Here is a 26,638-nt window from a genome sequence, read left to right as displayed (position 1 = left end):
AAGTGTATATGTATATAGTAAACCAAATTTTCAGTAGTAATTCTAACTCGTTCTATTTGCTACATTTATTTCATAAATTATGGATAGAGTACAACAGCGAAGAGGGGGAGTGCGACATGATTTATCGCTTACTAGCTCTTAATATAGATGGGACACTACTATACAACAATGGAAAAATTGCAAAAGGATTAAGAGAAACAATTGAATTTGTGAAAAGAAAAGATGTATACGTTACGTTATTTACGAGTCGTAATTTTCAATCCGCTCATAAAGTAGCAAAGGCGTTAAAATTAGATTCTATATTAGTGACACATGGTGGTGCTTTCGTTTCAGCAACGTTAGATAAGCCGTACGTTCAAAGAAGATTGTCTGAAGAGAAGACTTTTAACATTGTGCAAGTGTTAGAGCACTTTGATTGTAACGTACGCATTTCTCATGAACGGTTTTCGATAGGAAATCGTGAGAGAAATACACCAAACTTAATTGCGCGCACTGTATTATCAAGCGCAGATCCGTTATTTTATCCAGTTCAATTTGTAGATTCGTTAGGTGACGCGCTTCGTGACCATCCGGTAGCGGCGCCAAAAATTGATGTTCTTTTCCAAACTAAAGGTGAAAAAGAACGCGGGCTAAATACATTAAGAAAAGCGTTCCAAGATGTAGAGTATGTTGAATGTGATTCAAAACGAATAGAAATTTTACCGCAAAATGTATCAAAGTTACGCGGGTTACAATTGCTTGGAGAGCATTTAAATATTTCGCTAAATGAAATGGTTGCGATTGGAGATAGTATGGAAGATTTAGAGATTATTGAAAACGTGGGACTTGGGGTAGCGATGGGGAACTCGCCTGTAGAATTAAAGCAAGCAGCCGATTGGATTACACGTTCAAATAGTGAAAACGGTGTAGAGTACATGATTAAAGAGCATTTCCGTAAGCAGTTCCCGCTTCCGTTTTTGAAGAATCATAAAAATACACCGAAACGATGAAAGAAAAACGTAGCTTTTTGGCTACGTTTTTTGTTGAGCTTATTAAAATGAATGAAAACGTTTTAAAATGTGAATTGTGTATGAAATCTATACAATTCACTTGAATCCTTTAGAAAACTAATGTAAAGTGAAGGATGTTATCAAAATAGTTACACCACATGAAATATTCTTCAGATTAATTTTATTGGGCTCCCATACGTAAAAGTATTTCCGCATGACAGTTTAGTTCACGTATTATTTCAAAAATGAATTGTAGTAATTTTATTAAGTAGTTGTAGCGTTCCTTTGTTGTATTTAAATGGATTATTTTAAGTTAATGTGAGTAAGACCTGGTACATATGAAATGTACTTCTTTTTGTGATTTTAGGAAGTTTAAAAGGGGGAATGAATTTCTTGAGGAAATCATTTAATCAAAAAATTAAAAAGTTAAGTAGTAGTTTAATAGTTGTATTACTAATATGTATGAATTTTTTAATCCATTTACCATTTAAAGCAGAGGCAGCTACAACAGAGTTAAAAGGTTTAGGTGATGTATCTTATTACAACGCCATCATTTTTGGAGATCATAGTGCAACGAGTGCGGATATTGAAGGTGCGATGGCTGTTCAGAAAAATATGAACGCATCAAGTTATACAGTCGTAGCAGCTGCAACTGGAGCAAATAACTTAGCTGGAGCAACTTGGATAGATGAAGGATATCCATCATTATTACTAGGCGGTCAATTTACGAAAGCGGGAGCAGGACAGGTAATTATTCAAGATGGAACAGTGGCGATGACAAAAGACGGTGACCCAGATGGCGCGATGAAAACATTATATGACCGTATCTCTTATAAAGAGCAAGCGGAGATTGATGCTAAGTTTAAAGAATTTAGAAAAGACGTTGATGGTGTAATTGGGGATGCAAGTAAACTACACACTGATAAGCCAAAACCTAATATGAGTTTTGGAATCGGTGAAGATGTAAATAACCCTAATATTTATGTCTCTTCAGGCCAAACGGGAAAGAAAGCATTTGATGTAAAAGACGTTTTTCTTCCGAATGTAGAGAATAAAGACTTTATTGTTATTTATTCAGATGCAGAAGAAGTGAGTTTTGGTGGCGGTGCAATTTTGTATGATACAAGAAATACTGGGATGGCGACGGATTTAATTAATACATCTCAAGCATACGACCCTAATTCATCTTTTACTGAGTTAGCTAGTAAGGTAATTTGGGTATTTCCTAATGCTACAAAGATAACAACTAAAGGTTATGGTGTAGTAGGTAGTGTGTTTGCACCTAATGCAGTTGTAGAAACAAAAGGTGGTTCTATTAATGGACAAGCCTATGTTGGAGGATTACACCAAAGAGATGGTTTTGAGGTTCATAACTTTAAATTTAACTGGCCAAAATGGAATAAACCAGCAGCTGAAAAAGGACATTTACAAATTAAAAAAGTTGATGAAAACGATGAAAATATTGTTTTAAAAGACGCAAAATTTGATGTTATAGACAAAGATAATAACGTTGTGGCTACTGTTACAACAAACGAAAAGGGTATTGCGGAAGTTAAAGATTTACCACTTGGTGACTATTTTGTAAAAGAAATAAATGCACCAGAAGGATATATAAAAGTTGATACACCAGTCAAAGTAACAATTGATAATACAAACGTAATTGAACTTGTTATGAAGAATACGAAAAAAGTAGAGAATGGCCAATTTAAATTATTGAAAAAAGATAGTGAATCCGGTCAACTTCTGCCAGGTGCAAAATTTGATGTTATCGATAAAGATGGGAAAGTTGTGGAAACAATTGTTACAGATGATAAAGGTGAAGCCTTATCGAAACGACTTCCAGTTGGAAGCTATACATTAAAAGAAGTAGAAGCACCGAAAGGGTATGAATTATCATCTAGTTCAGTTTCTGTTGATGTAGAGGCTAATAAAGTATTGACTGTAGATGTGGTGAATAAAAAGATTCCCGAAAAAGTAACAGGTCAATTTGAAATTGTGAAAGTAGATGCGGAAGATAAAACGAAGGTATTATCAGATGCAGAATTCGAAGTGTATAAAGAGGGTAAAAAAGTAGATACGTTACGAACAGATAAAACTGGTAAAGTAGTTTCTCAGAAATTAGAACCAGGAAAGTACACATTAAAAGAAACGAAAGCACCACAAGGATATAAATTGCTAAAAGAAGAAATTGAAGTCGTTGTGGAAGCAAACAAAGTAGTAGAAGTACAAGTAGAAAACGCAAAAGAACTAGGAAGCTTACAAGTAACCAAAAAGGATGCAGAGAGTGGAAAAGTTCTAGCAGGTGCAGAATTTAAATTGAAAAATGAAGCTGGTCAAGTAGTTGGAGAAGCGAAAACAACGAATAAAGACGGTGTTGTGAAATTCGAAAACTTAGTGCCAGGAAAGTACACGTTAGAGGAAACGAAAGCGCCGGAAGGTTATAAAGCGCTAGAAGTGATAGTAGAAGTAAACGTTGTAGCGAACGAAGTAGTAAATCAAGAAGTTACGAATGAAAAAGTAACAGGTCAATTCGAAATTGTGAAAGTAGATGCGAATGATAAAACGAAATTGTTATCAGGTGCAGAATTCGAAGTGTATAAAGATGGTAAAAAGGTAGCGGAACTGAAAACAGATGAGAGTGGAAAAGTGATGTCACCGAAATTACCGCTAGGTGAATACACAGTGAAAGAAACGAAAGCACCAGCGGGCTACAAGCTTTCAAATAAAGAATGGAAAGTAACAATTCAAAATGAGAACGAAGTAGTAAAAGTAGAGGCAGAAAACGAAAAAATCTTAGGTTCTCTACAAATTATTAAAATGGATGATAAAGATCAAACGAAACGCTTAGCAGGCGCAGAATTTACATTGAAAGATGCGAAAGGAAATGTTGTAAAAGAAGGAATTACAACAGATAAGGCTGGAACGGTTAAAGTAGACGGACTTGTGCCAGGTGAATATACGTTAGAAGAAACAAAAGCACCAGAAGGTTATGAGTTAACAAAACAAATAATTCATGTAACAGTTGACGGTGAAAAAGTTGTTGGTGTAAAAGTAACGAACAGTAAGAGCCTTGGTCAATTCGAAATTGTAAAAGTAGATGCGGAAGATAAAACGAAAGTATTATCAGACGCAGAATTTGAAGTGTATAAAGATGGTAAGAAAGTAGATACGTTACGAACAGATAAAACAGGTAAAGTAATTTCTCAGAAATTAGAGCCAGGAAAGTACACATTAAAAGAAACAAAAGCACCACAAGGATATAAGTTGTTAAAAGAAGAAATTGAAGTCGTTGTGGAAGCAAACAAAGTAGTAGAAGTACAAGTAGAAAACGCAAAAGAACTAGGAAGCTTACAAGTAATCAAAAAAGATGCAGAGAATGGAAAAGTTCTAGCAGGTGCAGAATTTAAATTAAAGAACGAAGCTGGTCAAGTAGTTGGAGAAGCAAAAACAACGAATAAAGATGGCGTTGTGAAATTCGAAAGCTTAGTGCCAGGAAAGTATACGTTAGAAGAAACGAAAGCGCCGGAAGGTTATAAGGCGTTAGAAGTAACAGTAGAAGTAAAGGTTGTAGCAAATGAAGTAGTAAAACAAGAAGTTATGAATGAAAAAGTGAAAGAAGAAATTACAGGTCAATTAGAAATTACAAAGGTAGATGCCAATAATACAAATAAAACATTAGCAGGCGCAGTGTTTGAAATTTGGAAAGACGGAACAAAAATCGACACATTAACAACAAATAAGAGCGGTAAAGCGACTTCTAAGAAGTTAGAACCAGGAGATTACACTTTAAAAGAAATCCAAGCGCCAGAAGGATATACTTTATCCGATAAGGAAATGAAATTTACGATTTCTAATGAAAAAATTGAAGTTGTAAAGCTTCAATTTACAAATAAAAAAGATACAGAAAAAGGTCCGGAAAAACCAGGTGAAGGAACAGGAAAACCAGGTGAAGGAACAGGAAAACCAGGTGAAGGAACAGGAAAACCAGGTGAAGGAACAGGAAAACCAGGTGAAGGAACAGGAAAACCAGGTGAAGGAACAGGAAAGCCGGGTGAAGGAACAGAAAAGCCAGGTGAGGGAGTAGAAAAACCTAATTTACCAGAAAAAGGACAAGGTTCTTCTAATAATCAACAACTTCCAGCTACAGGACACGATACGAATTACGTTCCATTCATCGGTTTTATGCTTCTGTTACTAGGAATACGTTTAAGATTCATGGCTAAAAATAGTTAACGGATGTATAAAAGGCATCAGAGATATACAATCTCTGATGCCTTTTAAGTGAATACAGATAAAATGAAAATATCTATATGGAATGATAAATATGTTAAGCTTCAATTACGCTAAGCATTCTGTTTATAAATGCAGCTGCGTGAGCACGTTGTGATGGTCCTTTTGGTACGAATTGATTCAATTCATTACCTTTTACAATTCCATATCCATACACTCTTTGTACTTCTTCTTTAGCGTAAATTAAGTTTTGGTCTACGAATGGTAGTTCAACTTGTTTTGCAAAAATACCAGCGTGTTTTAGAGAACGATCGATCATAATAACAGCTTCTTCGCGTGTAATTGTAGTATTTGGGTCAAATGTATTATCACCACGTCCGCGGATTATGCCTGCGCTTGCTGCACGATTAATACCGTCTCTTAACGATGGGTGTACTTGTTCTAAGTCTGTGAAATTAGCATTTCCACTTGGTAATTGTAAAGCACGAGTAATTAATGTAGCAAATTCAGCACGCGTTACAAGACGTTCTGGGAAGTACTTGCCGTTTCCTTCTCCTTGCATAATCCCTCTAGCTGCTAATTGACGAATGTCTTGTTCATACCAGCCACCTGTAATGTCATCAGTTACTGGATTTTTTTGATTTTCTTTATAGTATGTTTCAGTTCCTTTTAAGAAAGCATCCCATTGTCCGCGTTGAATCATAAACGCAGGGCAGTTTTTTCCTGACCAAAATTGGTGTTTTTGGACCTTATCTAGAGAAATATTTAAGTCGTTCATTAAATAAGCTGCCAATTTACGGGCATTTTCTACCGCTTTTTCATAGTTTCCATCTTGATTAACGGCAATTTCAATTCCGATAGATTCATAGTTTCCAGTTTTATTTCCAGCATGCCATCCAACTTCATTTACCGGAAGATGTTGATAAATTTCTTTATCATCTACTGTGAAATGCCAAGATGCGGCGCGATCAGCTGTTCCGCGTGCTTGATTATCTAAGAATTTTGCATGATTTAGAGCATTAGCACCTTTCGCTGTATTAGCCGTTTCGTGAATCGTAATATATTTAGGCACCATCGGGTAGCCAGGTCGAATATCGTCATTTCCTTTTGGGACAATCATTTCTTTAAATGTAACGCCATAAATATTGTTTGTTTGTAGAGCTTCTGGCGATCTCAATAAACTGTTTTTAGCAGTACGACTATTTTTTAATAATGAAGCTTTTGTACCTTCAAATGTAGCAGAAGGTGCATAAATCCATTTTGCTGTTTCGTTTATTTGGACTTTAAACCAATTTCCAGCTTGTTCAGTAGGAGTAATGACTTGTGGCTCTAGTTTCCCTTCTTCTTTAAACGATTGGAACGGAAGTGCATGTATGGAAGCTTCTTCTTTTACGATTAATTTTTGGTTAGATAGTTTATGAATCTCTTGAACTTCTAAGCTATTATCATTGTTATCTATCCATCCAGCGCCAGTTGGCGTCGTTATGTAGTAAGCATTTCCTTTTTTCTTTGTCGCCGTTACGACTTGTTCTGTAATCTCGATATTCGATTTGTTTTTTAAATCATTCGCGGTATATAATGAATGTTTTTTTGAAGTGTATAGTAGGAATTGGCCAGTAACCTCGATATCTTCTTCATGAGTACTATGCTCATTAACATGCTCCTTAATACTTTTAAAAACTTGATCCTCCGTATATACTTCGGCGGATTTTTCAGCACTCTCTGCAAATGAATAAGTAGGTGCAAGAACAGTTTGTAATGCAAGAGAGAGAGTTAATACACTATAAAATTTCTTTTTCATATTTGTTTTTAACACATTAGATTGTGGAATCTAGTGTTAACAGTCCTCCTTTTTATATTGTATTTTCACTATGTATCGATTTTAACACTAATAAATTTTAACAAGAGAAAATCATGATGTCTATATACATGAGCAATATTCATAAAAAGAATTATTTGAAAAAATGTAAGAGAAACAGGTAAAACCTTCTGTATTGACCTGCAAACGCCCTTCAAGTAAACTAAAGAGAGTTTGCAAATGAAAAGGTGATAATGTTGTTAATTTCAATTAAAACGTTACAAGATGATCGTTTTTTACGTCCGCTACAAAATATTGGCGGCTTATTTTTTGAAGAGAGTACGATTGGATTTGAACAAGAGGAAGCAAATCTTATCGTTGATATACACATTGAAGAGAATGTGAAAGCATCTGCTCGTTTAACAGATGTTGCGACTGGAAATGTGTATGAAGAAACATTCGCAAAAGATTTATCTGCTTTTACAGATGAAAAAGAGCGTATGAAGCAAGTGAAACACGTTGTTTCTTATGTATATCTTTCTGTTCTTCAGCAGTTAACTGGTATTGAACAAAGCTGGGGTATTTTAACGGGAGTACGTCCGACGAAACTTCTTCACAAAATGCTTCAAAATGGTATGTCAAAAGAAGAAGCGCATCAAGAACTTCGTGAAAGTTATTTAATTCATGAAGAGAAAATTGAACTTCTTCAGCGCATTGTTGATTGCCAATTAGCAGTTGTTCCGGATTTATACCGTTTGAAAGAAGAAGTAAGTATTTATATCGGTATTCCGTTCTGCCCAACGAAATGTGCATATTGTACATTCCCGGCTTATGCAATTAATGGACGCCAAGGATCTGTTGATTCGTTCTTAGGTGGTTTACATTATGAAGTTCGTGAAATTGGTAAGTTTTTAAAAGAAAAAGGTGTAAAAGTTACGACGATTTATTACGGCGGCGGTACACCTACAAGTATTACAGCAGAAGAGATGGATATGCTGTATGAAGAAATGTATGAAGCGTTCCCAGATGTGAAAAATGTGCGTGAAGTAACAGTTGAGGCAGGTCGCCCAGATACAATTACGCCAGCAAAGCTAGAAGTGTTAAATAAATGGAATATTGACCGTATTAGTATTAATCCGCAGTCATACCATCAAGAGACACTAAAAGCAATTGGACGTCATCATACTGTAGAAGAAACAATTGAGAAATACCATTTAGCTCGTGAAATGGGAATGAACAATATTAATATGGACTTAATTATTGGTCTTCCTGGTGAAGGGTTAGATATCTTCAAGCATACGTTAGATGAAACAGAAAAGTTAATGCCAGAATCATTAACAGTTCATACGTTATCATTTAAACGTGCTTCTGAAATGACGCAAAACAAACGTAAATATAAAGTAGCAGGTCGCGAAGAAATTACAGCGATGATGCATGAAGCAGAAGAGTGGACGCAAAAGCATAATTACGTACCATATTACCTATATCGTCAAAAGAATATTTTAGGTAACTTAGAGAACGTTGGTTATGCAATGCCGACGCAAGAAAGTATTTACAACATTGTCATTATGGAAGAAGTACAATCAATTATCGGACTTGGTTGTGGTGCATCAAGTAAATTTGTTCACCCGAAGACGGGAGCAATTACGCACTTTGCAAATCCGAAAGATCCAAAATCATATAACGATGGCTTTGTGAAATATACAGAAGATAAACTGAAAATTTTAGAAGAGCTATTTGCATAAGAAGAAAGAGGTTGTTCCGAGTCGGAATAACCTCTTTTTTATCCTGCAGTAACGGACGGTCCGATTATATCTTATCAGTTTTTGTCGGTAAGTCGATATATTCGAAAAATCGCTGATATAAATTGAGTTGTGGTTGATATATTTCAAGTTACGGTCGATATATCCGGAAAATCGCCGATATAATTTCATTTACCTTCTAGCGGTACCGTATGTAAAACTATGTCGATAATAATCAGAAAAATTAGTCAAATCATTAGAGGACAATGTCTACTTATGGACGAAATGATAGATTTATGAAAGAGAAAAGGGGGAAATTGTTGGCATGTATATGACGATAGGGAGAATTTTTGATTTATCAGTTGGTAAGTATCCAAATAAAGAGGCGTTAGTGGAACCTGAAAAAAATATTCGCTGGACGTATAAACAGTGGGATGAACAAATAAATAAAACAGCGCACGCTCTATTAGAAGAAGGGGTAAGAAAGGGAGATACGGTATCTGTTTACTTATATAATTGCCATGAATTTGTAAACGTTTACTTAGCCTGTGCGAAAATTGGTGCGATTTTTAACCCGATTAACTTCCGCTTAAAGGCGAAAGAAGTATCTTATATTCTTCAGGACGCATCCTCGAAAGTCGTTGTCTTTGAAAAAGCAGTTGAGTCAACTGTTGCTATAATTGAAAGAGATTTTCCAAATACATCTTTTTGGTCTATAGAAAACGATAAACCTTCCTATGCAAGTTCCTACCATGAAAAAGTGAATGAAGCATCTTCTGAGAAAGTAAATATCGAAATTGATGAAATGGATTATTGTTCTATGCTGTATACGAGCGGTACGACAGGTCATCCGAAAGGCGTGTTACATCGCCATCGTGAAATGGCTGAGCATAGTATGATTTGTACGTATTTCCTAAAATATAATAGAGATAGCGTTGGGCTTGTTGTTGCACCTTTATATCACTGTGGTGAATTAAATGCCGGAATCATACCACGCATTCAAGTTGGCGGAAAGAATGTTATTTTGCATCATTTTGATACAGAAACAGTATTACATACGATTCAAGAAGAAAAGATTACGACGTTCTTTGCAGCGCCGACGATGTGGAATATGTTGTTGCAAAAAGATTTAGCTCAGTATGATTTAACGTCAATGAAAATCGGTATATATGGCGGGGCAGCAATGGCACCGGCGTTAGTGAAGGAATGTAAAGAACGTCTTTATATTGATCTTGTTCAAATATACGGAATGACAGAAATGGGGCCAGTTGTTGCATTTCTCGTAGAGGAGGATCAAATTACGAAAGCTGGTTCAGCAGGCACGCCATGTTTTAGCCATGAAGTTCGTATTGTGAAACCGAACGAGGATGCACCGGCAGAACCAGATGATGTATTACCTCCTTATGAAGTGGGAGAAATTATTTTACGCGGCCCAACTATGATGGCTGGCTATCATAATCGTGAAGAAGCGAATAAAAAATCGATGTATAAAGGATGGTATCATTCTGGTGATCTAGGCTATTTTGATAAAGACGGTTATTTATTCGTTGCTGATCGCGTTGATGATATGGTAATTAGCGGTGGCGTAAATATTTATCCTCGTGAAATTGAAGATTTCCTTCATAGTCATCCAGGTATATTAGATGTGGCGGTACTTGGTGAGCCAGATGAATTATGGGGAGAGCGTGTTGTGGCAGTTATTGTGAAGAAAGATGAAACAATAACAGAAGCTGATTTAGAAACGTATTGCAAAGAAAGTGATGAACTAGCAGATTATAAACGTCCGCGTCATTATTTATTTGTAGATGAACTCCCTCGTAATGCGAGCGGGAAGCTGCAGAAGTTTGTACTGAGGGAGTCGTTGAAAGGTGCGAAAAAATAGAAAATGCAGGATGCCCCATATCTATGGGGTATCCTGCATTTTTCTGTATTAAACAGAAAAAACAATATCTTTGTTAATTCTCATTTTTTCTTGGTGAAGGTTAATTAGCGCATTTGAAATAAGGTGGAAACACAAAGTGGATGTAATACAAAAAGAAAAGACACCCTAAGGTGCCTTGCTCCGACTTGAACCATTTCATTTCATACGAATCGGAATCTATCCGTATTACCATTACCCCTTTGTTATGAGTGTAAACACACACTATAAAGCAGAATCGTCTATATACACTAGATTGTTAGTTCACAAAAGACAAGAGATTTGAGATCAATATCGAAGTGACGCCACATCCCCTATAATAATTGATATGTTACGCCTTTTAAAAGAATCTGCTTTATAGAACGTGCCCACAAGTTATATTTTACTACATGTAATATTCATTCAGTGTATTTTTTGATGAATATGTATAATTACATAAACTGTATGAAAAAAAGAGAGTATACTCTGATGTTGTGTAATAAAGATAAAGCCCGCCTATGGAATAGGGGGCTTTTCTTACTTTTTATAAATATTTATTCCAATTATATTATCAGATGAGTCTAAACGAATATAAACGTCAGCTGATAAAAGGTGTGCATTATATATTCGTTGTTTATATGTTGATATCTCGAAGCGTTTTCCATTTAATTCACATTCTAGAATAATCATATCGCCATGTTCTTTCCAATTTATTAATTTAGCAGTTGTATTCATATAAACCTCCTCTGAATCATTTTATGAAAATTAATAGAGATAGTGTGAGAAAGGAGTTTATATAACAAAAAAAGACACCTTAAGTGTCTTCTTTGATTACTATAAAAGTCGTTGAATGAAATAGGTTTCTATTTTTATTTGCGTGAAAAGCCTTCTTCATCAAGGTATTCCGCAGCTTCTGGATAAGAGTTGAATGTACCGTCTAAGTTTACACCAGCGTACACGTTCCACATGTCATCCTCTGAAATAAGAGTAAGAATATGACCATCTTCGTTCTGCCATTCTTCTTCTTTCGCAGGTTCTACAGGTGCTACTACTTCTTCTTGTGATAGAAGGTCAATTGATTTCTCAATTACTGAACGTAACTCCTCTGCTGAAAACTCACGGATGTTAACCATGCCTTTATCATCTGTTTTATAACCTTTAATACCGCTTGCATATACAAATCCATTTCCATTTGGGTGTAAATGAAATACAACGTTCTTTTTATCTAAACGACTTTCTTCAAAGTGGAAGTTTACACGTTTTAATGATACGTTCTTTCTTTCTAGTTCTGGGAAAGATTCAATAATCGATAATTTTTCTTCAAAAGTTAGCATAGTGCCTCCAAGTATATAGTAAAAGATTTAATTTGTTCATTATAGCATAGTTGCAATTGTTTCCAAAGATAAGGGGAAAACTTTTCGTTGAATACGTTTACGTCACGAGAATGTAAAAAGTGAGCTAACGAATGTATCTTTTTAGGTGTACAATGGAACATGGACTTTATACAAAGGTGGTTTTTTTATGTTTCAAAAAATAGCAAAGGAATGTTTAGCAGGATTTACTGTTGCGATTGTTGCGTTACCACTTGCGATTGCATTTGGTATTGCCGCGACAGGAACGTCTGAGGGAGCGCTTGTTGGATTGTATGGTGCGATTTTTGCAGGTTTATTCGCAGCGTTATTTGGCGGGACACCTGGGCAAGTAACAGGGCCAACTGGACCAATTACCGTTATTGCAACAGGAGTTATTGCGACGCACGGGTTAGAGGCAAGTTTTATTGCCTTTATGATGGCAGGGTTATTTCAAATTTTATTCGGTGTATGTAAGCTCGGTTCTTACGTTCGATATATTCCGTATCCTGTCGTTTCGGGATTTATGAATGGTATTGCATTAATCATTATTTTAGGCGAAATAAAGCACGTACAAAATAGTTTTTTACTTGTTGTGTTAACGATTATTGTAATGATTGTTTCTGGTAAATGGATTAAGGCGATTCCGTCTAGTTTAGTAGCACTAGTCGGTGTGACAGCTTTGCTTCCTTTATTTTCTTCCTTACTCGAAGGACTTACAGTAAAGTTACCGATTATCGGAAATCTTTCACTAAATAAAGTAATTGAAAAGATTGGAACCATTCCAGAAGCGATGCCTACGCTTCATATTCCATCTTTAAGTGGAACAGGAATAGCAGCACTTATTTTGCCAGCGCTTAGTATTGCTTTATTAGGATCGATTGACTCGTTGTTAACATCGGTCGTAATGGATAATGTGACAGGTACACGTCATAAAAGTAATAAAGAACTGGTCGGACAAGGTATCGGTAATATGATGAGCGGATTGTTTGGCGGATTAGCAGGTGCAGGTGCGACTGTAAGGTCTATCGTGAATATAAGAAGTGGCGGTAAAACGGCACTTTCGGCATGTATGCATAGTGTTATCTTATTTATTTTTATTATGGGTCTTGGTTCGGTCGTACAATATATTCCACTTGCTGTATTATCAGGTATTTTAATTTTAACTGGTATTGGAATGTTCGATTGGGGAAGCATGAAAAAGATGCATGTCGCTCCTAAAGGTGATGTCGTTGTTATGCTCGTAACGATGATTGTAACGGTGAAGTTCGATTTAATGATTGCTGTTGCATTCGGTATTATTCTTTCGTTCATCATATATATGGTGAAATGTAAAGAACGCAAAACTTCTATCGTAAAAGAAAAAGAAGAAACGTACACAATTCAAGGACCGCTCTCTTTCCTATCAGTAGATCGTATTTTCTCTACTTTACAAGATGTGAAGTCACCGGTTGTTTTACGTATGAAAGATGTGCGTTATATGGATGTATCAGGAGCTATGGCATTATTAAATTTTGTTGAGCAATCAAATAAAGTAGGAGCAAGTGTAAAGCTTGAGCAAGTACATCCGAGTATTGAAAAAACAATCGCAGTAATGGCAAGCAATGAACAGAAAGAGCAATTGAAAATCTTAAGTGTTTAGATGGTAATTAGAATATCTCACAATCTTACATAAATTATAATGTAGAGTTGTGGGATATTTTTATAATGTTTTTAGTAACATGTATCGCAGTGATAGAGAGGAAGGGCTCTTTTTGCGTAACAGAAACGGTTATAATGTGTACATATATAATGGAAGGAATTAGAAAAAATATTGTGAAGAGACAGGCTTAAATGGGTTCTCTTTTCTATTTTGAAAAAAAAACCAAGTATTCAACCTATAATAAATTTGTTATGATAACCAATGGGATAAAGTGAATTCCTATCGTTTAAAACAATATGTTTGAGAGTATATGTATAAAAGAAAAGAGAAAAAATATGAATAAAACATTTGTAAAAGGAGCAGCAATTTTAACCATTACAACTTTTTTGTCGAAATTGCTGGGTAGTTTTTTTCAAATTCCATTACAAAATATTGCAGGAGATGAAGTGCTCGGTATTTTCCGCCTTGTTTTTCCTGTATATATGATTGCTCTTACATTATCGGTAGCCGGAGTTCCACTTGCAATTTCGAAACTAATTGCAGAGTTGAACGAAAAAAATAGGCAAAAGGAAATTGCGAAATTATTTAAATCAGCGTCAATTATTGGGATAGCATTTGGCGTTTTCGGCTGTTTAGTCATTGTATTATTTTCTATTGAAATTGCAAATATGCTTGGTGGACAAGAAACTAGAATGCCGTTGCTTATTACTTCATTAGCGTTACTCATTGCGCCATACATGGCGGTGTATAGAGGGTATTTTCAAGGTTTCGGTGATATGAAACCAACAGGGGTATCACAGGTCATTGAGCAATTTGTACGTGTGTTTTTTATGTTAATAATTGCTTACATACTAGTATCATGGGATAAGAGTAATACTGTTATTACTAGTGGTGCGATGGTTGGCTCTTTTCTTGGAGTCATTAGTTCGCTTATATATTTGCGTATAAAATATAATAGAAGTCCATACTACAATAAAAGCAATTCCTATTCGCTCCGAGATTTAAGAGAAAACGGCAAAAAGATATTACGGGTATCGATCCCAATCGCTATTGGAGCTTTATCAATGCCACTTTTAAATTTAGTAGACTCGCTTACAATACCGCATGTATTACAAGGATCATCAACAGAAATTCAAGAACAATTTGGAATATACAGTCGCGGTTTTGCATTCACGCAAATAATTGTTATTTTTGCAAGTGCAATTGTATTTCCGTTAATACCACTCTTAACTTCCGCATTGGCCAAAAGAGATATAAATTTGGCGAAAATAACAATTCAAAATACCAATCGACTAGCGCATGTTTTGACAGCACCGTTAACAATATGGTTGATGGCATTAACAGTACCGTTAAATGTCGGATTGTTCACAGATGTAAAAGGCAGTAGTATGTTAACAGTTATGATTGGCAGTTCGTATTTTACTGCGGTTATGGTATTATCAATAGGTGTTTTACAGGGCATTAACCGTTCTGCACAAGCTGCATGGATTGTTATTGGTGCGAGTTGTGTGAAAGTCGTGTTAAACATAATGTTCGTGCAGAAGTTTGGCATAGATGGAGCGGCGTATAGTACATTCATTACTTACGTATTGGTTTGTATTGTAAATCATTTGTATATTCGAAGCTATATTGCCTATTCTATTCATTTAAAAAGTTTTTTTGGTGTGCTAGCAATAGCATGTATTTTGGGACTAGGATTGTATGAACTATGTAATGTGATAAATATTACATCTTCAAGAATTATGACGTTATTATTCAGTGGTATAGCATTAAGTATTACAACCATTTTGTATGGTGTATGTGCTTTGAAATTAAAATGGATATCAATAAACAAAATACCATTTTTGAAAAGATAAATATAGAAATTTAATTTTTTATTATAATTTATATGAACTGATAAAGAGGAAACTATGTAGGGTATCAAGTGTTTAGGTAAGGAATGGGTACTAGTTTATGTTAGATGAAATAAACGGTTACCTAGTTTTGGAGGAGATTTAGGGTGCGTTTAGTCTTATCAGGATATTATGGTTTTTATAATGTTGGAGACGAGGCGATTCTACAATCAATTATTGAATCGTTAAGTAAAGAGAACCCGGATATAGAACTAGTAGTACTATCAAATGATTCTAAATATACAAAGGAAATGTATGGTGTAGAATCGGTAGATCGCTGGGATATAAAAGCTGTTTATCATGCAATCAAAAACAGTGATGGAGTTATTAGCGGTGGCGGGAGCCTTCTTCAAGATCAGACAAGTACGAAGAGTATTCTATATTATACGGGTATTATGGGACTCGCTCGATTATTAAAAAAGCCGTATTATATTTATTCACAAGGAATAGGTCCAATTACAAAAGGATATAATCGTCTATTAGTAAAATGGAACTTGTCAAAAGCTTCCTATGTATCAGTTCGAGATGAGGATTCGTTTTTATATTTAAAAGAACTTGGCATAAAAAACGATATTGAAATTGTTCCAGACCCTGTTTTAACATGGAAACGGACAAAACAATCGGATTGGTTGCAAAAGCATTCGATACATGGAAAAGTAATTGCGGTTAGTGTGCGTTATTGGAATGCAAAAGAAGATTATATAAAAAAATTAGCTGCGGCATTAAAAAAATTAAAGCAAGAAGGATACCAAATTCTATTTGTTCCAATGCATGAGCCATTTGATCAAAAAGCTTCGCGTGAAGTAGTAGACTTAATGGGAGAAGAGACGTATATGCTTCCATATAAAATGGATATCGACGAGAAAATATTCATTTTATCACAATGTTCATTACTAATTGGTATGCGTCTTCATGCACTAGTTTTTTCTGCTGTAGCCAAAACTCCAATGGTCGGGATTTCATACGATCCAAAAATTGATTCGTTTTTAAGTCAAGTGAATCAGCCAGTTATAGGAAGTGTGGATGGCGAATGGAGTGCTGAATATTTATATGAAATTGCGAAAAAGCAATTAATGCAACAAGGAACTGTGCAGCAAGAGTTACAATTGACAATAGATGAGCTTCGGTTGCAAGGCAAACAGGCAACAAAGAAACTCATTGATCATATGGAAAAAGGCACTTTATTAAAAAAGTAAAGTGTCTTTTGTTTTGTTTTGAATGTAATGAAAATTCAAATTAAAAAACGTTTTATTTTAATTCCTATTTATTATGCTAAAATGATTGTGATTATTATATAATCAAATTTGTGATAATAAATTCGTAGATTACGAGGAGGATAACCTTGAAGACTTTTTCAAAAGGTATAACAGCAGTGGCATTAACGGGATCATTACTTTTAACTCCTATTTCAAGTTATGCGGCAAATGATGATATTACAGGACATATGTTTGAGACGAATATGCGCTCACTTATTACTAAAGGAGTTTTAATGGGGTATGGAGACAATGTATATGCGCCTGATAAATTAGTAACAAGAGCAGAGTTTGCTACATTCATAGCGAGGGCTTTAAATTTACCGAAAGCTGATTCGAATTTCGAGGATGTGCCGAAGACTTACGGTTTATATGATGGTGTAAGTAGAGCATATGGAGCGAAAATTATTAATGGTCGTACGAACGAGACGTTCTCACCAAATGATGTGATTACACGTGAAGAAATGTCGATCATGGTAAAGCGAGCGTTAGACTATAAAAATATTAAAGTAGCTGTAAGTCCGCTTACCTTTACTGATAAAGATAGTATTAACTATAAAGAGCATGTGCAAGTTATGGTGGCTACTCAAATTATTAAAGGGTATCCAGAAGATAATACATTTAGACCACATTTATCAGCTACAAGAGGGATGGCTTCAGCTATGTTGGATCGCATGCTTCAGACGATTGAAAAAAACGGAAATACCAATCCTGTAGAAACTAAGAAATATGTTGTGACAAATGTAAGAGAAAACGGAACAGAGCAAGAAGTAGAGCGCTATAATACGTATAAAGAAGCGGTTACGGCTGCTCAAAATAAAGGTATGAATGCGGTAAAATATGAGAACGAATTTTTATGGATTAAAGATGGTTTTGCAAGTGCGAAAAGAATAACTGGGCAAAACATCATTAATATTTATGATGAGAATTTAGCAACAGTATATACGTATATTCAGTATGGAACAGAATTGAAAGTGTTAGAAGTTGGCGAAGATCGTGTGAAAGTTCAACTTTCTGGTTTGACAGGTTATGTGAAGAAGAATGAAATCACTTTAATTCCTACAAATGAAATGAAACAGTCGTCTTATTATGTGAAATCAGATGGATATTTATACCATAAATATTATACATATAATACAAGTTCACCTGGATATACAGAATTTAGATATGGTGTGGCACCTTCTTTCATGAAGCAAGGACAGCAAATGTATAGTGTAGATGGAAAGATATTCGGAGATGAAACTTTCTATCAATATTTCAATTATTTATCATTACGTTCGAAAACAGATTATACAGCTGAACAACTAGATAGTTATGTGAAATCGATTAAGCCAGACTCTCCATTAATTGGTTTAGGAAAGAAATTTAAAGAAGTAGAAAGCAAGTATAATGTAAATGCATTATTCTTATATTCATTAGCAATTCATGAAAGTTATTATGGAACAAGCGCTCTTGCAAAAGACAAAAATAATTTATTTGGTTTAAAAGCAACAGACGATAGCCCATATGGTAACGGGGAAGCATTTAATTCAAAAGAAGATTGTATTGAACATGCAGCAAAATTATACATGAATGAAGGATATTTAAATCCAGGACATTGGCGTTATACAGCAACATATACAGGTGATAAAGCTGCTGGTTTAAATGCGAAATATGCATCTGATGCGAACTGGGGTAAAAAAGTAGCGGGGCATATGAACCGTTTTGATTCTTATTTAGGTAAAAAAGAATACAACAAGTACAAACTTGCACGTGTGATGAATAACGTGGAAGTGAAAAAGAATCCTAGTATATCAAATGAGCGACTGTATCGTTTAAATACAAATGTAGTTGTCACAGTTACTGGTGAAGAAATAATAAATGGAAAAGCGTGGGTTAAAGTTATTTCAGATAATCCTACTGTAACAGAAGCGTATATTGCAAAAGAAAGCTTAGAGTACGTAAAACATTAATTAAATAAAAAAGAAGGTGCTACTAATATTTCGTAGCACCTTCTTTTTATTCAATTTCAAAATCAACAATGATATAAGCGAGTATAACAACGAAGAAAATGCTAACGGCTGGCGCTGTTAATACGTGGCCAGACATAAAGCCAATGCCAAGTGATAGAATGAGTGTGCTCGCTAATAGCATATACTTTACGGTCATGATTTTCTTAAAGTTTGTGATCATGCGGATGAATAATGTAATACCAAAGTATAAAAGTGGTATTAAGTAAATAAGGAAACCGACAATTCCAAATGCGAAAAATAGGTCATGGAAGTCCATTTCAATTAATTTAATTTTATCTGTGTAGTTACCAGCGTAACCCATTCCGAATAGTTTTTGTGAAAGCGGTGCGTCTTTATAGTACTGTTTGTATGTTTTTAAGAATTTGTCGCGATCGCTGTAAATTAAACTTTTTACTTCAGAATCTGTAAGTTCACCTTTTGCATGTTTTTTTGCATCTTCTGGATCTTCTTTAATTACTTTTCCTTCTTTTCGATCTTTCTCTTCTTGTACTGATTTTTTGTATTCGTATATTTGCATGTGAATGCCCATATTTTTTGCGATAGGAGTATGCGGTGTAAGAGCAATTAAACCTCCTAGTATAACTGCGGCAACAACGGTATTTACAATATGTGTGAATCCTTTTCCTTCTTTTTTACGATTTATCATATATTCAATGAATGAGAAGAAAAGTGCTACGCCTAATGTAATAACAATTGCGCCATATCCGACTTTCGTTCCGACCATAATACTTGCATACATCGCAAGTATTGTTGGAATCCAGTAATATATTTTCGAGAAAGAAGTTGTTTTATGAATCGAATATAAGACAATGATTGGGAACATAATGGCGAAAAGAGAACTTAAATCATTTCCAGCGAAGAACCAACCTCTTGAACCGATTTTTGAATGAGGATAGCTTGGGAAATCCGTTCCAGTTTGCATTGCGACAATCATTGTGATGCTTAAAATTAAAGTTGCATATAAGAAATATGTAATGATTTTATGAAATACATACTCTTTATTTTTTAGCTCTTTAAAGGCGATAATATATCCAAACAGTAGCACAATTGGATATGTGCTCTTTAAAATGAATTTAACTTCTTCTCCAAATGAAACTGGAGATTTAACCATCATATTATTTACAAGACCGATTGCGAGTGCGATTCCGAGTAAACATAAATAGAGGATGTACTTTTTCGCATCTTGTTGTTTGTGATGAAGAAGTAGGTATCCTAATGCAAGAAGCATAAAGGCGAAACGGACTACAACTCCAACTGTTGCGCTCATGTGTAATATATAGATTGAAAAAGATGTTAATAAATCTAAAATTGGTTGAAACACAATGAATAGCAATAGGAAATGTGGGAAGTAGTTATCCGTTTGTTTCAACTTATTAACCATATGTTCCTCCAGTTCTTCATTCCTTTATTACAACACCCAAAAGATGGGTATAAAGCCTTTTTTATATAGTAAGGCGAATGAATTTCAATATTTGTTTTTTTATCAAACTTAAGAATACACCATTTCATTGTAATGGTAAATAGATGAAAAGCATGGATAAACCGACTTTAATTTCTATATTTTTCAACGGAATTGTATGTTTTATACGGTATATGTACAAATTGTGAGATTATTAGACAGAAAATTGAGAAAAAAGAAGGATTTTTCAATGGTTCTCTATAATTATATAAGTATAATCTTTATGGAGAAAAGAGGGGTATATATAATGGAAATAACAAGTAAAACAGAATCTGTCGTTGTGAAATATGAAGGCCACGTTGCAACGGTTATGGTCAATCGCCCAGAGGTGTTAAATGCGTTAGATGAGCCGACCTTAAAAGAGTTATTACAAAAGTTGAAAGAAGTAGCGGAAAGTTCTGCGCATATCGTTGTGTTATGCGGGAACGGCCGTGGTTTTTCTGCGGGTGGGGATATTAAATCGATGCTTTCAAGTAATGATGAAAGTAAGTTTGATGGTATTATGAATACTATTTCTGAAGTTGTCGTGACGTTATATACGATGCCAAAGCTTGTTATTAGTGCAATTCATGGACCAACTGCAGGTCTTGGATTAAGTATTGCGTTAACAGCTGATTATGTAATGGCGGATATATCATCTGTTATTGCGATGAACTTTATTGGAATCGCTTTAATTCCAGATGGAGGCGGTCATTTCTTCCTTCAAAAGCGCGTCGGTGAAAATATGACGAAGCAAATTATTTGGGAAGGTAAGAAATTATCAGCGACAGAAGCGCTTGATATCGGCTTAATTGATGAAGTAATCGGCGAAGATTTCCAAACGGCTGTGAAGCAGAAGATTAATGAATGGTCACAAAAACCGATTAAAGCAATGATTCAAACGAAGCAAATTTTATGTGAAGTAAATCGCTCTAATTTAGAGCAAACATTGCAATTAGAAAAGCGTGGTCAATATGCAATGAGACAAACAGCGGATCATAAAGAAGGTATTGCTGCGTTTTTAGAGAAACGTTTACCAGCATTTAAAGGGGAATAAAGTTTGTCCATTCCTCACTGATTATTAGCTCGTTAATTCGGGATAAAGGGGAGAAAGTGCTAACACATTTTAGTATAATTGTGTTAGCACTTTTTTTTAGGAGTAATACATGAAGAGAATGATTGGTGTTATCACTATTATTTTGCTTACATATTCTGCTTTGCATAGTACACCATCTTTGGCAGTTCGGACTGCGTTATTTTTTGAGGGACATCCAAGTGTTGCATTTTCTGACGGGGTGACGAAAGAAAAAGATGTGAAAAAAGAAGCGATTCCAGATGAGTATCAAACTCTATATGGTAAGGACGAAGACTTAGAGCACTATTTCTTTCCACATGTAAGAGCACATGGATCAGGAATTGATATGTTAAGTGCGTGCGTGAAGAAAAAATGGTTTTTCTATAAAGCAGAGCTCGGATGTTATTAAATATAGGAGGATGAATGATGTCAGCATATAACAAGTTAGTAAGAGATCGTGTTCCAGAGAAAATTTTAATGTCTGGAAAAACGTATACAGCACAAAAATTAACAGGTCAAGCATACATACAAGCTTTAGCGAAAATTGGAACAGAAGAAATTCGTGAATTTGCTTCTATGAAAGAACGCGAACATGCGCTAGATTCTCTTGCGGATGCGCTAGAAGTTATCATTTCATTAGCACGTGCAGAAGGTGCATCGATTGAAGATGTGGAACGCCTTCGTAAGCAAAAAGAGATAGAACGCGGTGGATTTGAAAGAGGGATTTATTTATTAGATGTTTCAGAAGAATAGTTTTATAGGAAAAGCATAGCGTTACTGAGTAACGCTATGCTTTCTTGTTGCAATGAAGCTAATAATGAAGAAGATAGCTGTTAATATCCAGCCGATTGTAATAGAAGTTGTAGTATGAATGGCATAAGAGATTTGTAAACAAAATAATGATGCTAAAAACCAAATGAGTGCAATGTGTATATATTTTTTTGATATATTCATATTTCAGGACTCCTTTTGTATACTAAAAAGAATTTTACTACAATTTAGAAAATTAAGCTATATAAGTAGAGGTTTTCTGGCGAATTTTGTATACTGAATAGTAGAGAAAATGAGGAGGAAACGACAATGGCACATCATACGAAAGAAACGATGGAACTGATTAAGGAGCTTGTCTCTATTCCGAGTCCATCTGGAAATACAGCAAAAATTATTAATTTCATTGAAAACTATGTCAGTGAGTGGAACGTAGAAACGAAACGTAATAATAAGGGAGCTCTTATTTTAACGGTAAAAGGGAAGAATGATGCGCAGCACCGCTTATTAACGGCACACGTTGATACGTTAGGTGCGATGGTGAAAGAAATTAAGCCTGATGGTCGCCTGAGTCTTTCTATGATTGGTGGATTTCGCTGGAACTCTGTAGAAGGGGAATATTGCGAAATTGAAACATCAAGTGGCAAGACGTATACAGGAACGATTTTAATGCATCAAACATCTGTACATGTATATAAAGATGCAGGTGAAGCAAAACGCGATGAGAAAAATATTGAAGTTCGTATTGATGAGCGCGTATTTTCAGCTGATGAAGTACGCGAATTAGGAATTGAAGTAGGAGACTTCGTTTCATTTGATCCGCGCGTTCAAATTACAGAGAGTGGATACATAAAATCACGTCATTTAGATGACAAAGTAAGTGTTGCGATTTTATTAAAATTAATTAAAAGATTACAAGATGAAAACGTAACATTACCATATACAACGCATTTCTTAATTTCTAATAATGAAGAGATTGGATACGGTGGTAATTCTAATATTCCAGAAGAAACTGTTGAATACTTAGCAGTTGATATGGGAGCGTTAGGTGATGGACAAACATCTGATGAATATACAGTATCTATTTGTGCAAAAGACTCTAGCGGCCCGTATCATTACGCACTGCGTAAACATTTAGTAGAGCTTGCGAAAACGAATCATATTGAATATAAAGTAGATATCTATCCATATTATGGATCGGATGCATCAGCTGCGATTCGCGCTGGATTTGATGTGAAACATGCATTAATTGGAGCAGGTATTGATTCTTCTCATGCATTTGAGCGTACGCATGAAAGTTCGATTGCGCATACAGAAGCATTAGTGTATGCATATGTAATGTCTAATTTAATTGAAGAATAATTTCATAGATAATAGAGAGCTGATTAAAGATATTATTTTTAATCAGCTTTTTATTTGGCAAAGCGATTAGGAGACATGTCCTAATCGCTTTTTTATCCCGCTATTTGCCGGGCAGTAAGACTCCTACCTCAAAATTCAGCGAAAGCAAAAAAGTTAGATGGGGGCGGGCTGCCCGTAAAAGCCCGATTGGTGAGGGCTGATTAAAGTTTTTTATATACATTCATTATAAGTTATATATATGCGATTTTTGTTATACGGCCGGAAACGTATTTACTATAGATATATAATGTTATACACTATGAAAGGAATTAATTAATAGTTAATATTTTTTAGTTAGCTTGATTAAAAAAATGAATGAATATGAAGTTTTGAGAGGAGATTTATTTTTCATGAAGTACAAAGCAATAGCCGCAGGTTTATTAGCAGCAAATTTACTAGCACATCCAATTAGTAGTTTAGCAGAAACGAAGAAATTTCCTGATGTTTCAGATAGTGCGTGGTCGAAAGACGCAATTTATTATTTAGTAGAGAGAAATGTAATTAACGGTATGCCAGATGGTAACTTTATGCCATACGGAAATTTAACACGCGCTCAGGCAGCAAAGATTATCGCAACAGCAATTGGTGCTAAAGTAGATCCAAATGCAAAGCCGTCTTATAATGATGCAAAAAATAGTTGGGCAGCTTCATTTATTGCAGCCATGGAAAAAGAGAATATTATTAAAGGGCGAGAACCAGGAGTATTTGATCCTGAAGGAAAAGTAACTCGTGCTGAAATGGCAGCTATGCTTGTAAGAGCATATAATCTGAAAAGCAAAGTAACAGGACCAGTTCCTACAAAATTCGCTGATTTAGAGAATCATTGGGGTAAAGAAGAAGTTAATATTTTAGTAGAATTAAAACTTTCTTTAGGTACAGAGAATGGCTGGAAACCGAATGATTCTATTACGCGTGAACAAGCAGCTCAGCTTACTGCGCAAACAGATAAATTTAGCAAGAATAGTGATCGTCCAGTAGAAACAAAGAAAATGTACATAGATAGAAAATTCATTACATATCACGCACCATCATTAAGTTCTGGGATTAGTGCGAATCAGCATAATCCACAAACGGTAGAAATTAAAGAAGAACGAGATGGATGGATCAAAATTGCAACAAGTAACGGTGATAAATGGACACCTTTAGTAGAGAAAACAGAAGTTATTAATGAAGGATTCACTACTTATGCAGAAGCTTCTTCTTCGTCAAAAGTAATGGGAACACATAACGCACAGCAAGTAACTGTTATTGAAGAGAACGGCAGCTGGATTCGTATCCGCATGGGCGCTGGTTTCCAATGGGTTAATAAAAATCAATTAAATCCAGTGAAGCAAGGTAATTTCTTAGAAGGCAAAGCGATTATCATTGATCCAGGTCATGGTGGAGTTGATCCAGGGCATTCTGGTGTGAAAATGGATGAAAGTGCTATTGTATTAGATACATCTTTACGTGTACAAAAACTATTTGAACAAAAGACACCATTTACTGTTTTATTAACACGTAATGATGATACGCGTCCGGGAAATACCCCTGGTGAATCTTTGAAAAAACGTGTAGAATTTGCACAAGAAAATAAAGGTGATATTTTCGTAAGTATTCATGCAAACGGGTTTAATGAACAAGTAGAAGGAACAGAAACGTTCTACTACAGATCGGCAACAAATCCAAACTCAGAAGAAAGCCGTGTACTAGCAGAAAAAGTACAAAAACGTTTAGTACAAGCACTTCAATCAAATGATAGAGGTGTAAAGACAGAAAACTTCTATGTAGTGAAATACAATACAATGCCTGCTATTTTAGCTGAACTAGGTTTCATCGATGCTAAAGGTGAAGGTGAAAAACTAGCTACTGAAGAATGGAGACAACGTGCAGCGGAAGCGATTTATCAAGGCATTTTAGATTACTATGAAGAAATGGGTAACAACGTGTCTTCTTTCCGTTAATAAATAATAAGAGATTGCCATTGGCAGTCTCTTTTATTTATTAACGTTTCTCTTTATTTCCGGCATATGATATCATTTAATTTTATATACAAAAGTATTTGAGTAATTGTAATTAGAACAATTTTAAACGATAGAGGATGATAATAGATTGAATAATCATAGTAAAACACCTGCCTGTATATATACGTATGCATTTCGTGAGGAGGAGCGTGCTTTATGTTACTTGGAAATGCGCTCGTTCTTTGGAATGGAGTCCCACGTTAATATTTTAAAAAGTGATGTCAAAATTGACCCGAGTAGAAGTGCGTTTATGAAAGAGCGAATTGAAGTTATGTATGAAGGAGACGACTTAGAAAGCATTTTAAAACAAGTGGAACAAATTGATTTGGCGGGAGCGACATTTAAAGTTATCTTCGTTAAAATCAATGACCTCGTTGGGGAGAATAAAATTGAATATGGAGAAAGACGTCTTATTGAACGAGACCTTGGCATGCATATTGAAGGAGAAGCGGATGTTCGTAATCCAGAGCGTGTATTCGGGATTGTTCCTCTTGGAGGACGCTGGTACTTCGGGCACTATGTAGAAAGCGAACCAGTTTGGTATCATCACATAAAAAAACCGCATAGTTATTCGACATCTCTTAGCACACGTGTTGCGAGATCAGTTGCAAATATCGCTGTACCAAATCCAGAGGGAGTAAGAGCAATTGACCCGTGCTGCGGTATTGGAACAGTAGTAGTAGAAGCACTTTCTATGGGGATTAACATCGTTGGTAGAGATATAAATCCACTTGTAGTTCTTGGAACGAGAAAAAACATCGCACATTTCGGATTTGAAGGAACAGTAACAAAAGGTCCAATTGAGGAAATTACTGAGAACTATGACGTTGCCATTATCGATATGCCGTACGATTTATTTACGCATGCCACACCAGAAGACCAGCTCTCCATTCTTTCAAGTGCGCGCCGCATCGCTAAAAAGGTAGTCGTTGTAACGATGGAGACAATGGACGACATGATCCATGAAGCAGGATTTGAAATTACAGATCGCTGTATTACAAGAAAAGGGTCATTTACTAGACAAATTCTTGTTTGTGAATAGAAAAAGGTCACCCGTTTGGGTGACCTTTTTCTATTGTAGTTTGATGTGTGATTGGTTGGTGGTGTAGATAGATGAATTAGCGGAATTTGTCGGTAAGTCGATATTCC

General features: G+C 35.3%; 19 protein-coding genes. 14 read left to right on the top strand and 5 right to left on the bottom strand.

Annotation, left to right across the window (positions count from 1 at the left end):
- Positions 1-116: 116 nt before the first annotated feature.
- On the top strand, positions 117-989 hold the full coding sequence (locus tag ACTFSL_RS17805) for a Cof-type HAD-IIB family hydrolase (protein ID WP_119683009.1): 873 nt from the start codon (positions 117-119) through the stop codon (positions 987-989).
- Between the two features lie 393 nt (positions 990-1,382).
- Complete coding sequence (locus tag ACTFSL_RS17800; RefSeq protein WP_440042152.1) at positions 1,383-5,222, top strand: MSCRAMM family protein; 3,840 nt, start codon at positions 1,383-1,385, stop codon at positions 5,220-5,222.
- A gap of 94 nt (positions 5,223-5,316) precedes the next feature.
- Here ACTFSL_RS17800 and ACTFSL_RS17795 read toward each other — a convergent pair whose 3' ends face one another.
- Complete coding sequence (locus ACTFSL_RS17795) at positions 5,317-7,020, bottom strand: S-layer homology domain-containing protein (protein WP_033666542.1); 1,704 nt, start codon at positions 7,018-7,020, stop codon at positions 5,317-5,319.
- Between the two features lie 251 nt (positions 7,021-7,271).
- On the opposite strand from ACTFSL_RS17795, the gene ACTFSL_RS17790 reads away from it, so the two are divergent.
- Complete coding sequence (locus ACTFSL_RS17790; protein ID WP_002025370.1) at positions 7,272-8,762, top strand: coproporphyrinogen III oxidase; 1,491 nt, start codon at positions 7,272-7,274, stop codon at positions 8,760-8,762.
- 322 nt (positions 8,763-9,084) lie between these two features.
- Positions 9,085-10,641 carry a fatty acid--CoA ligase gene (locus tag ACTFSL_RS17785; RefSeq protein ID WP_000281991.1) on the top strand — a complete coding sequence of 519 codons (1,557 nt, stop codon included), beginning with the start codon at positions 9,085-9,087 and terminating at the stop codon, positions 10,639-10,641.
- Between the two features lie 552 nt (positions 10,642-11,193).
- Here the strand turns inward: ACTFSL_RS17785 and ACTFSL_RS17780 are convergent.
- Positions 11,194-11,391, bottom strand: a complete 198-nt coding sequence (locus tag ACTFSL_RS17780; RefSeq protein WP_001098258.1) for a hypothetical protein — start codon at positions 11,389-11,391, stop codon at positions 11,194-11,196.
- A gap of 134 nt (positions 11,392-11,525) precedes the next feature.
- Entirely contained in the window at positions 11,526-11,990 is a 465-nt protein-coding gene (locus tag ACTFSL_RS17775; RefSeq protein ID WP_000954998.1) for a hypothetical protein, read from the bottom strand.
- A 187-nt stretch (positions 11,991-12,177) separates the two neighbouring features.
- Here ACTFSL_RS17775 and ACTFSL_RS17770 point away from each other — a divergent pair, with 187 nt between their 5' ends.
- The 4 genes from ACTFSL_RS17770 (at position 12,178) to ACTFSL_RS17755 (ending at position 18,744) form a co-directional block, all read left to right on the top strand.
- On the top strand, positions 12,178-13,647 hold the full coding sequence (locus ACTFSL_RS17770; protein WP_048655873.1) for a SulP family inorganic anion transporter: 1,470 nt from the start codon (positions 12,178-12,180) through the stop codon (positions 13,645-13,647).
- Between the two features lie 335 nt (positions 13,648-13,982).
- Positions 13,983-15,503 carry a putative polysaccharide biosynthesis protein gene (locus tag ACTFSL_RS17765; protein ID WP_440042149.1) on the top strand — a complete coding sequence of 507 codons (1,521 nt, stop codon included), beginning with the start codon at positions 13,983-13,985 and terminating at the stop codon, positions 15,501-15,503.
- 143 nt (positions 15,504-15,646) lie between these two features.
- Positions 15,647-16,735 (top strand): polysaccharide pyruvyl transferase CsaB, encoded by a 1,089-nt coding sequence (gene csaB / locus ACTFSL_RS17760; protein ID WP_001241591.1) that lies wholly within the window; start codon positions 15,647-15,649, stop codon positions 16,733-16,735.
- Positions 16,736-16,881: 146 nt separating this feature from the next.
- Complete coding sequence (locus tag ACTFSL_RS17755; protein WP_440042147.1) at positions 16,882-18,744, top strand: S-layer homology domain-containing protein; 1,863 nt, start codon at positions 16,882-16,884, stop codon at positions 18,742-18,744.
- Between the two features lie 46 nt (positions 18,745-18,790).
- Here ACTFSL_RS17755 and ACTFSL_RS17750 read toward each other — a convergent pair whose 3' ends face one another.
- Positions 18,791-20,185 carry an O-antigen ligase family protein gene (locus ACTFSL_RS17750; RefSeq protein ID WP_440042146.1) on the bottom strand — a complete coding sequence of 465 codons (1,395 nt, stop codon included), beginning with the start codon at positions 20,183-20,185 and terminating at the stop codon, positions 18,791-18,793.
- Positions 20,186-20,486: 301 nt separating this feature from the next.
- Between ACTFSL_RS17750 and ACTFSL_RS17745 the strand changes: the two genes are divergently transcribed.
- From ACTFSL_RS17745 to ACTFSL_RS17735, 3 genes are all read left to right on the top strand, one after another.
- Complete coding sequence (locus ACTFSL_RS17745) at positions 20,487-21,299, top strand: enoyl-CoA hydratase (protein WP_001999174.1); 813 nt, start codon at positions 20,487-20,489, stop codon at positions 21,297-21,299.
- Positions 21,300-21,408: 109 nt separating this feature from the next.
- Positions 21,409-21,726: a hypothetical protein gene (locus tag ACTFSL_RS17740; protein ID WP_000827122.1), complete on the top strand. Its 318-nt coding sequence runs from the start codon at positions 21,409-21,411 to the stop codon at positions 21,724-21,726.
- A gap of 17 nt (positions 21,727-21,743) precedes the next feature.
- Complete coding sequence (locus ACTFSL_RS17735; protein WP_001277350.1) at positions 21,744-22,070, top strand: nucleoside triphosphate pyrophosphohydrolase; 327 nt, start codon at positions 21,744-21,746, stop codon at positions 22,068-22,070.
- Between the two features lie 21 nt (positions 22,071-22,091).
- Here ACTFSL_RS17735 and ACTFSL_RS17730 read toward each other — a convergent pair whose 3' ends face one another.
- Positions 22,092-22,271: a hypothetical protein gene (locus ACTFSL_RS17730; RefSeq protein WP_001027085.1), complete on the bottom strand. Its 180-nt coding sequence runs from the start codon at positions 22,269-22,271 to the stop codon at positions 22,092-22,094.
- Between the two features lie 126 nt (positions 22,272-22,397).
- Here ACTFSL_RS17730 and ACTFSL_RS17725 point away from each other — a divergent pair, with 126 nt between their 5' ends.
- From ACTFSL_RS17725 to ACTFSL_RS17715, 3 genes are all read left to right on the top strand, one after another.
- A complete protein-coding gene (locus tag ACTFSL_RS17725; protein ID WP_000930086.1) occupies positions 22,398-23,447 on the top strand; it encodes a M42 family metallopeptidase in 1,050 nt (349 codons plus the stop codon).
- A gap of 389 nt (positions 23,448-23,836) precedes the next feature.
- Entirely contained in the window at positions 23,837-25,429 is a 1,593-nt protein-coding gene (locus tag ACTFSL_RS17720; RefSeq protein ID WP_000875341.1) for an N-acetylmuramoyl-L-alanine amidase, read from the top strand.
- Between the two features lie 148 nt (positions 25,430-25,577).
- The gene (locus ACTFSL_RS17715; protein ID WP_001059319.1) at positions 25,578-26,531 is read left to right on the top strand and encodes a TRM11 family SAM-dependent methyltransferase; all 954 of its coding nucleotides are present in this window, start codon (positions 25,578-25,580) and stop codon (positions 26,529-26,531) included.
- The last annotated feature ends 107 nt before the right edge of the window (positions 26,532-26,638 follow it).

It is taken from the genome of Bacillus cereus group sp. MYBK108-1 (assembly GCF_051917185.1).
In the GTDB taxonomy this organism is placed as follows: domain Bacteria; phylum Bacillota; class Bacilli; order Bacillales; family Bacillaceae_G; genus Bacillus_A; species Bacillus_A cereus.
The sequence above is the reverse complement of the archived record's forward strand: the minus strand, read 5'-3'. Positions and strand labels throughout refer to the sequence as shown.

Bases quoted from the DNA above. Each gene is read 5' to 3' on its own strand.
- ACTFSL_RS17785 (WP_000281991.1), top strand. From the start codon at position 9,085: ATGTATATGACGATAGGGAGAATTTTTGATTTATCAGTTGGTAAGTAT.
- ACTFSL_RS17775 (WP_000954998.1), bottom strand. From the start codon at position 11,990: ATGCTAACTTTTGAAGAAAAATTATCGATTATTGAATCTTTCCCAGAA.
- ACTFSL_RS17750 (WP_440042146.1), bottom strand. From the start codon at position 20,185: ATGGTTAATAAGTTGAAACAAACGGATAACTACTTCCCACATTTCCTA.
- ACTFSL_RS17730 (WP_001027085.1), bottom strand. From the start codon at position 22,271: ATGAATATATCAAAAAAATATATACACATTGCACTCATTTGGTTTTTA.
- ACTFSL_RS17735 (WP_001277350.1), top strand. From the start codon at position 21,744: ATGTCAGCATATAACAAGTTAGTAAGAGATCGTGTTCCAGAGAAAATT.
- ACTFSL_RS17795 (WP_033666542.1), bottom strand. From the start codon at position 7,020: ATGAAAAAGAAATTTTATAGTGTATTAACTCTCTCTCTTGCATTACAA.
- ACTFSL_RS17740 (WP_000827122.1), top strand. From the start codon at position 21,409: ATGAAGAGAATGATTGGTGTTATCACTATTATTTTGCTTACATATTCT.
- ACTFSL_RS17805 (WP_119683009.1), top strand. From the start codon at position 117: ATGATTTATCGCTTACTAGCTCTTAATATAGATGGGACACTACTATAC.
- ACTFSL_RS17720 (WP_000875341.1), top strand. From the start codon at position 23,837: ATGAAGTACAAAGCAATAGCCGCAGGTTTATTAGCAGCAAATTTACTA.
- ACTFSL_RS17780 (WP_001098258.1), bottom strand. From the start codon at position 11,391: ATGAATACAACTGCTAAATTAATAAATTGGAAAGAACATGGCGATATG.
- ACTFSL_RS17725 (WP_000930086.1), top strand. From the start codon at position 22,398: ATGGCACATCATACGAAAGAAACGATGGAACTGATTAAGGAGCTTGTC.
- ACTFSL_RS17745 (WP_001999174.1), top strand. From the start codon at position 20,487: ATGGAGAAAAGAGGGGTATATATAATGGAAATAACAAGTAAAACAGAA.
- ACTFSL_RS17770 (WP_048655873.1), top strand. From the start codon at position 12,178: ATGTTTCAAAAAATAGCAAAGGAATGTTTAGCAGGATTTACTGTTGCG.
- ACTFSL_RS17765 (WP_440042149.1), top strand. From the start codon at position 13,983: ATGAATAAAACATTTGTAAAAGGAGCAGCAATTTTAACCATTACAACT.
- ACTFSL_RS17790 (WP_002025370.1), top strand. From the start codon at position 7,272: ATGTTGTTAATTTCAATTAAAACGTTACAAGATGATCGTTTTTTACGT.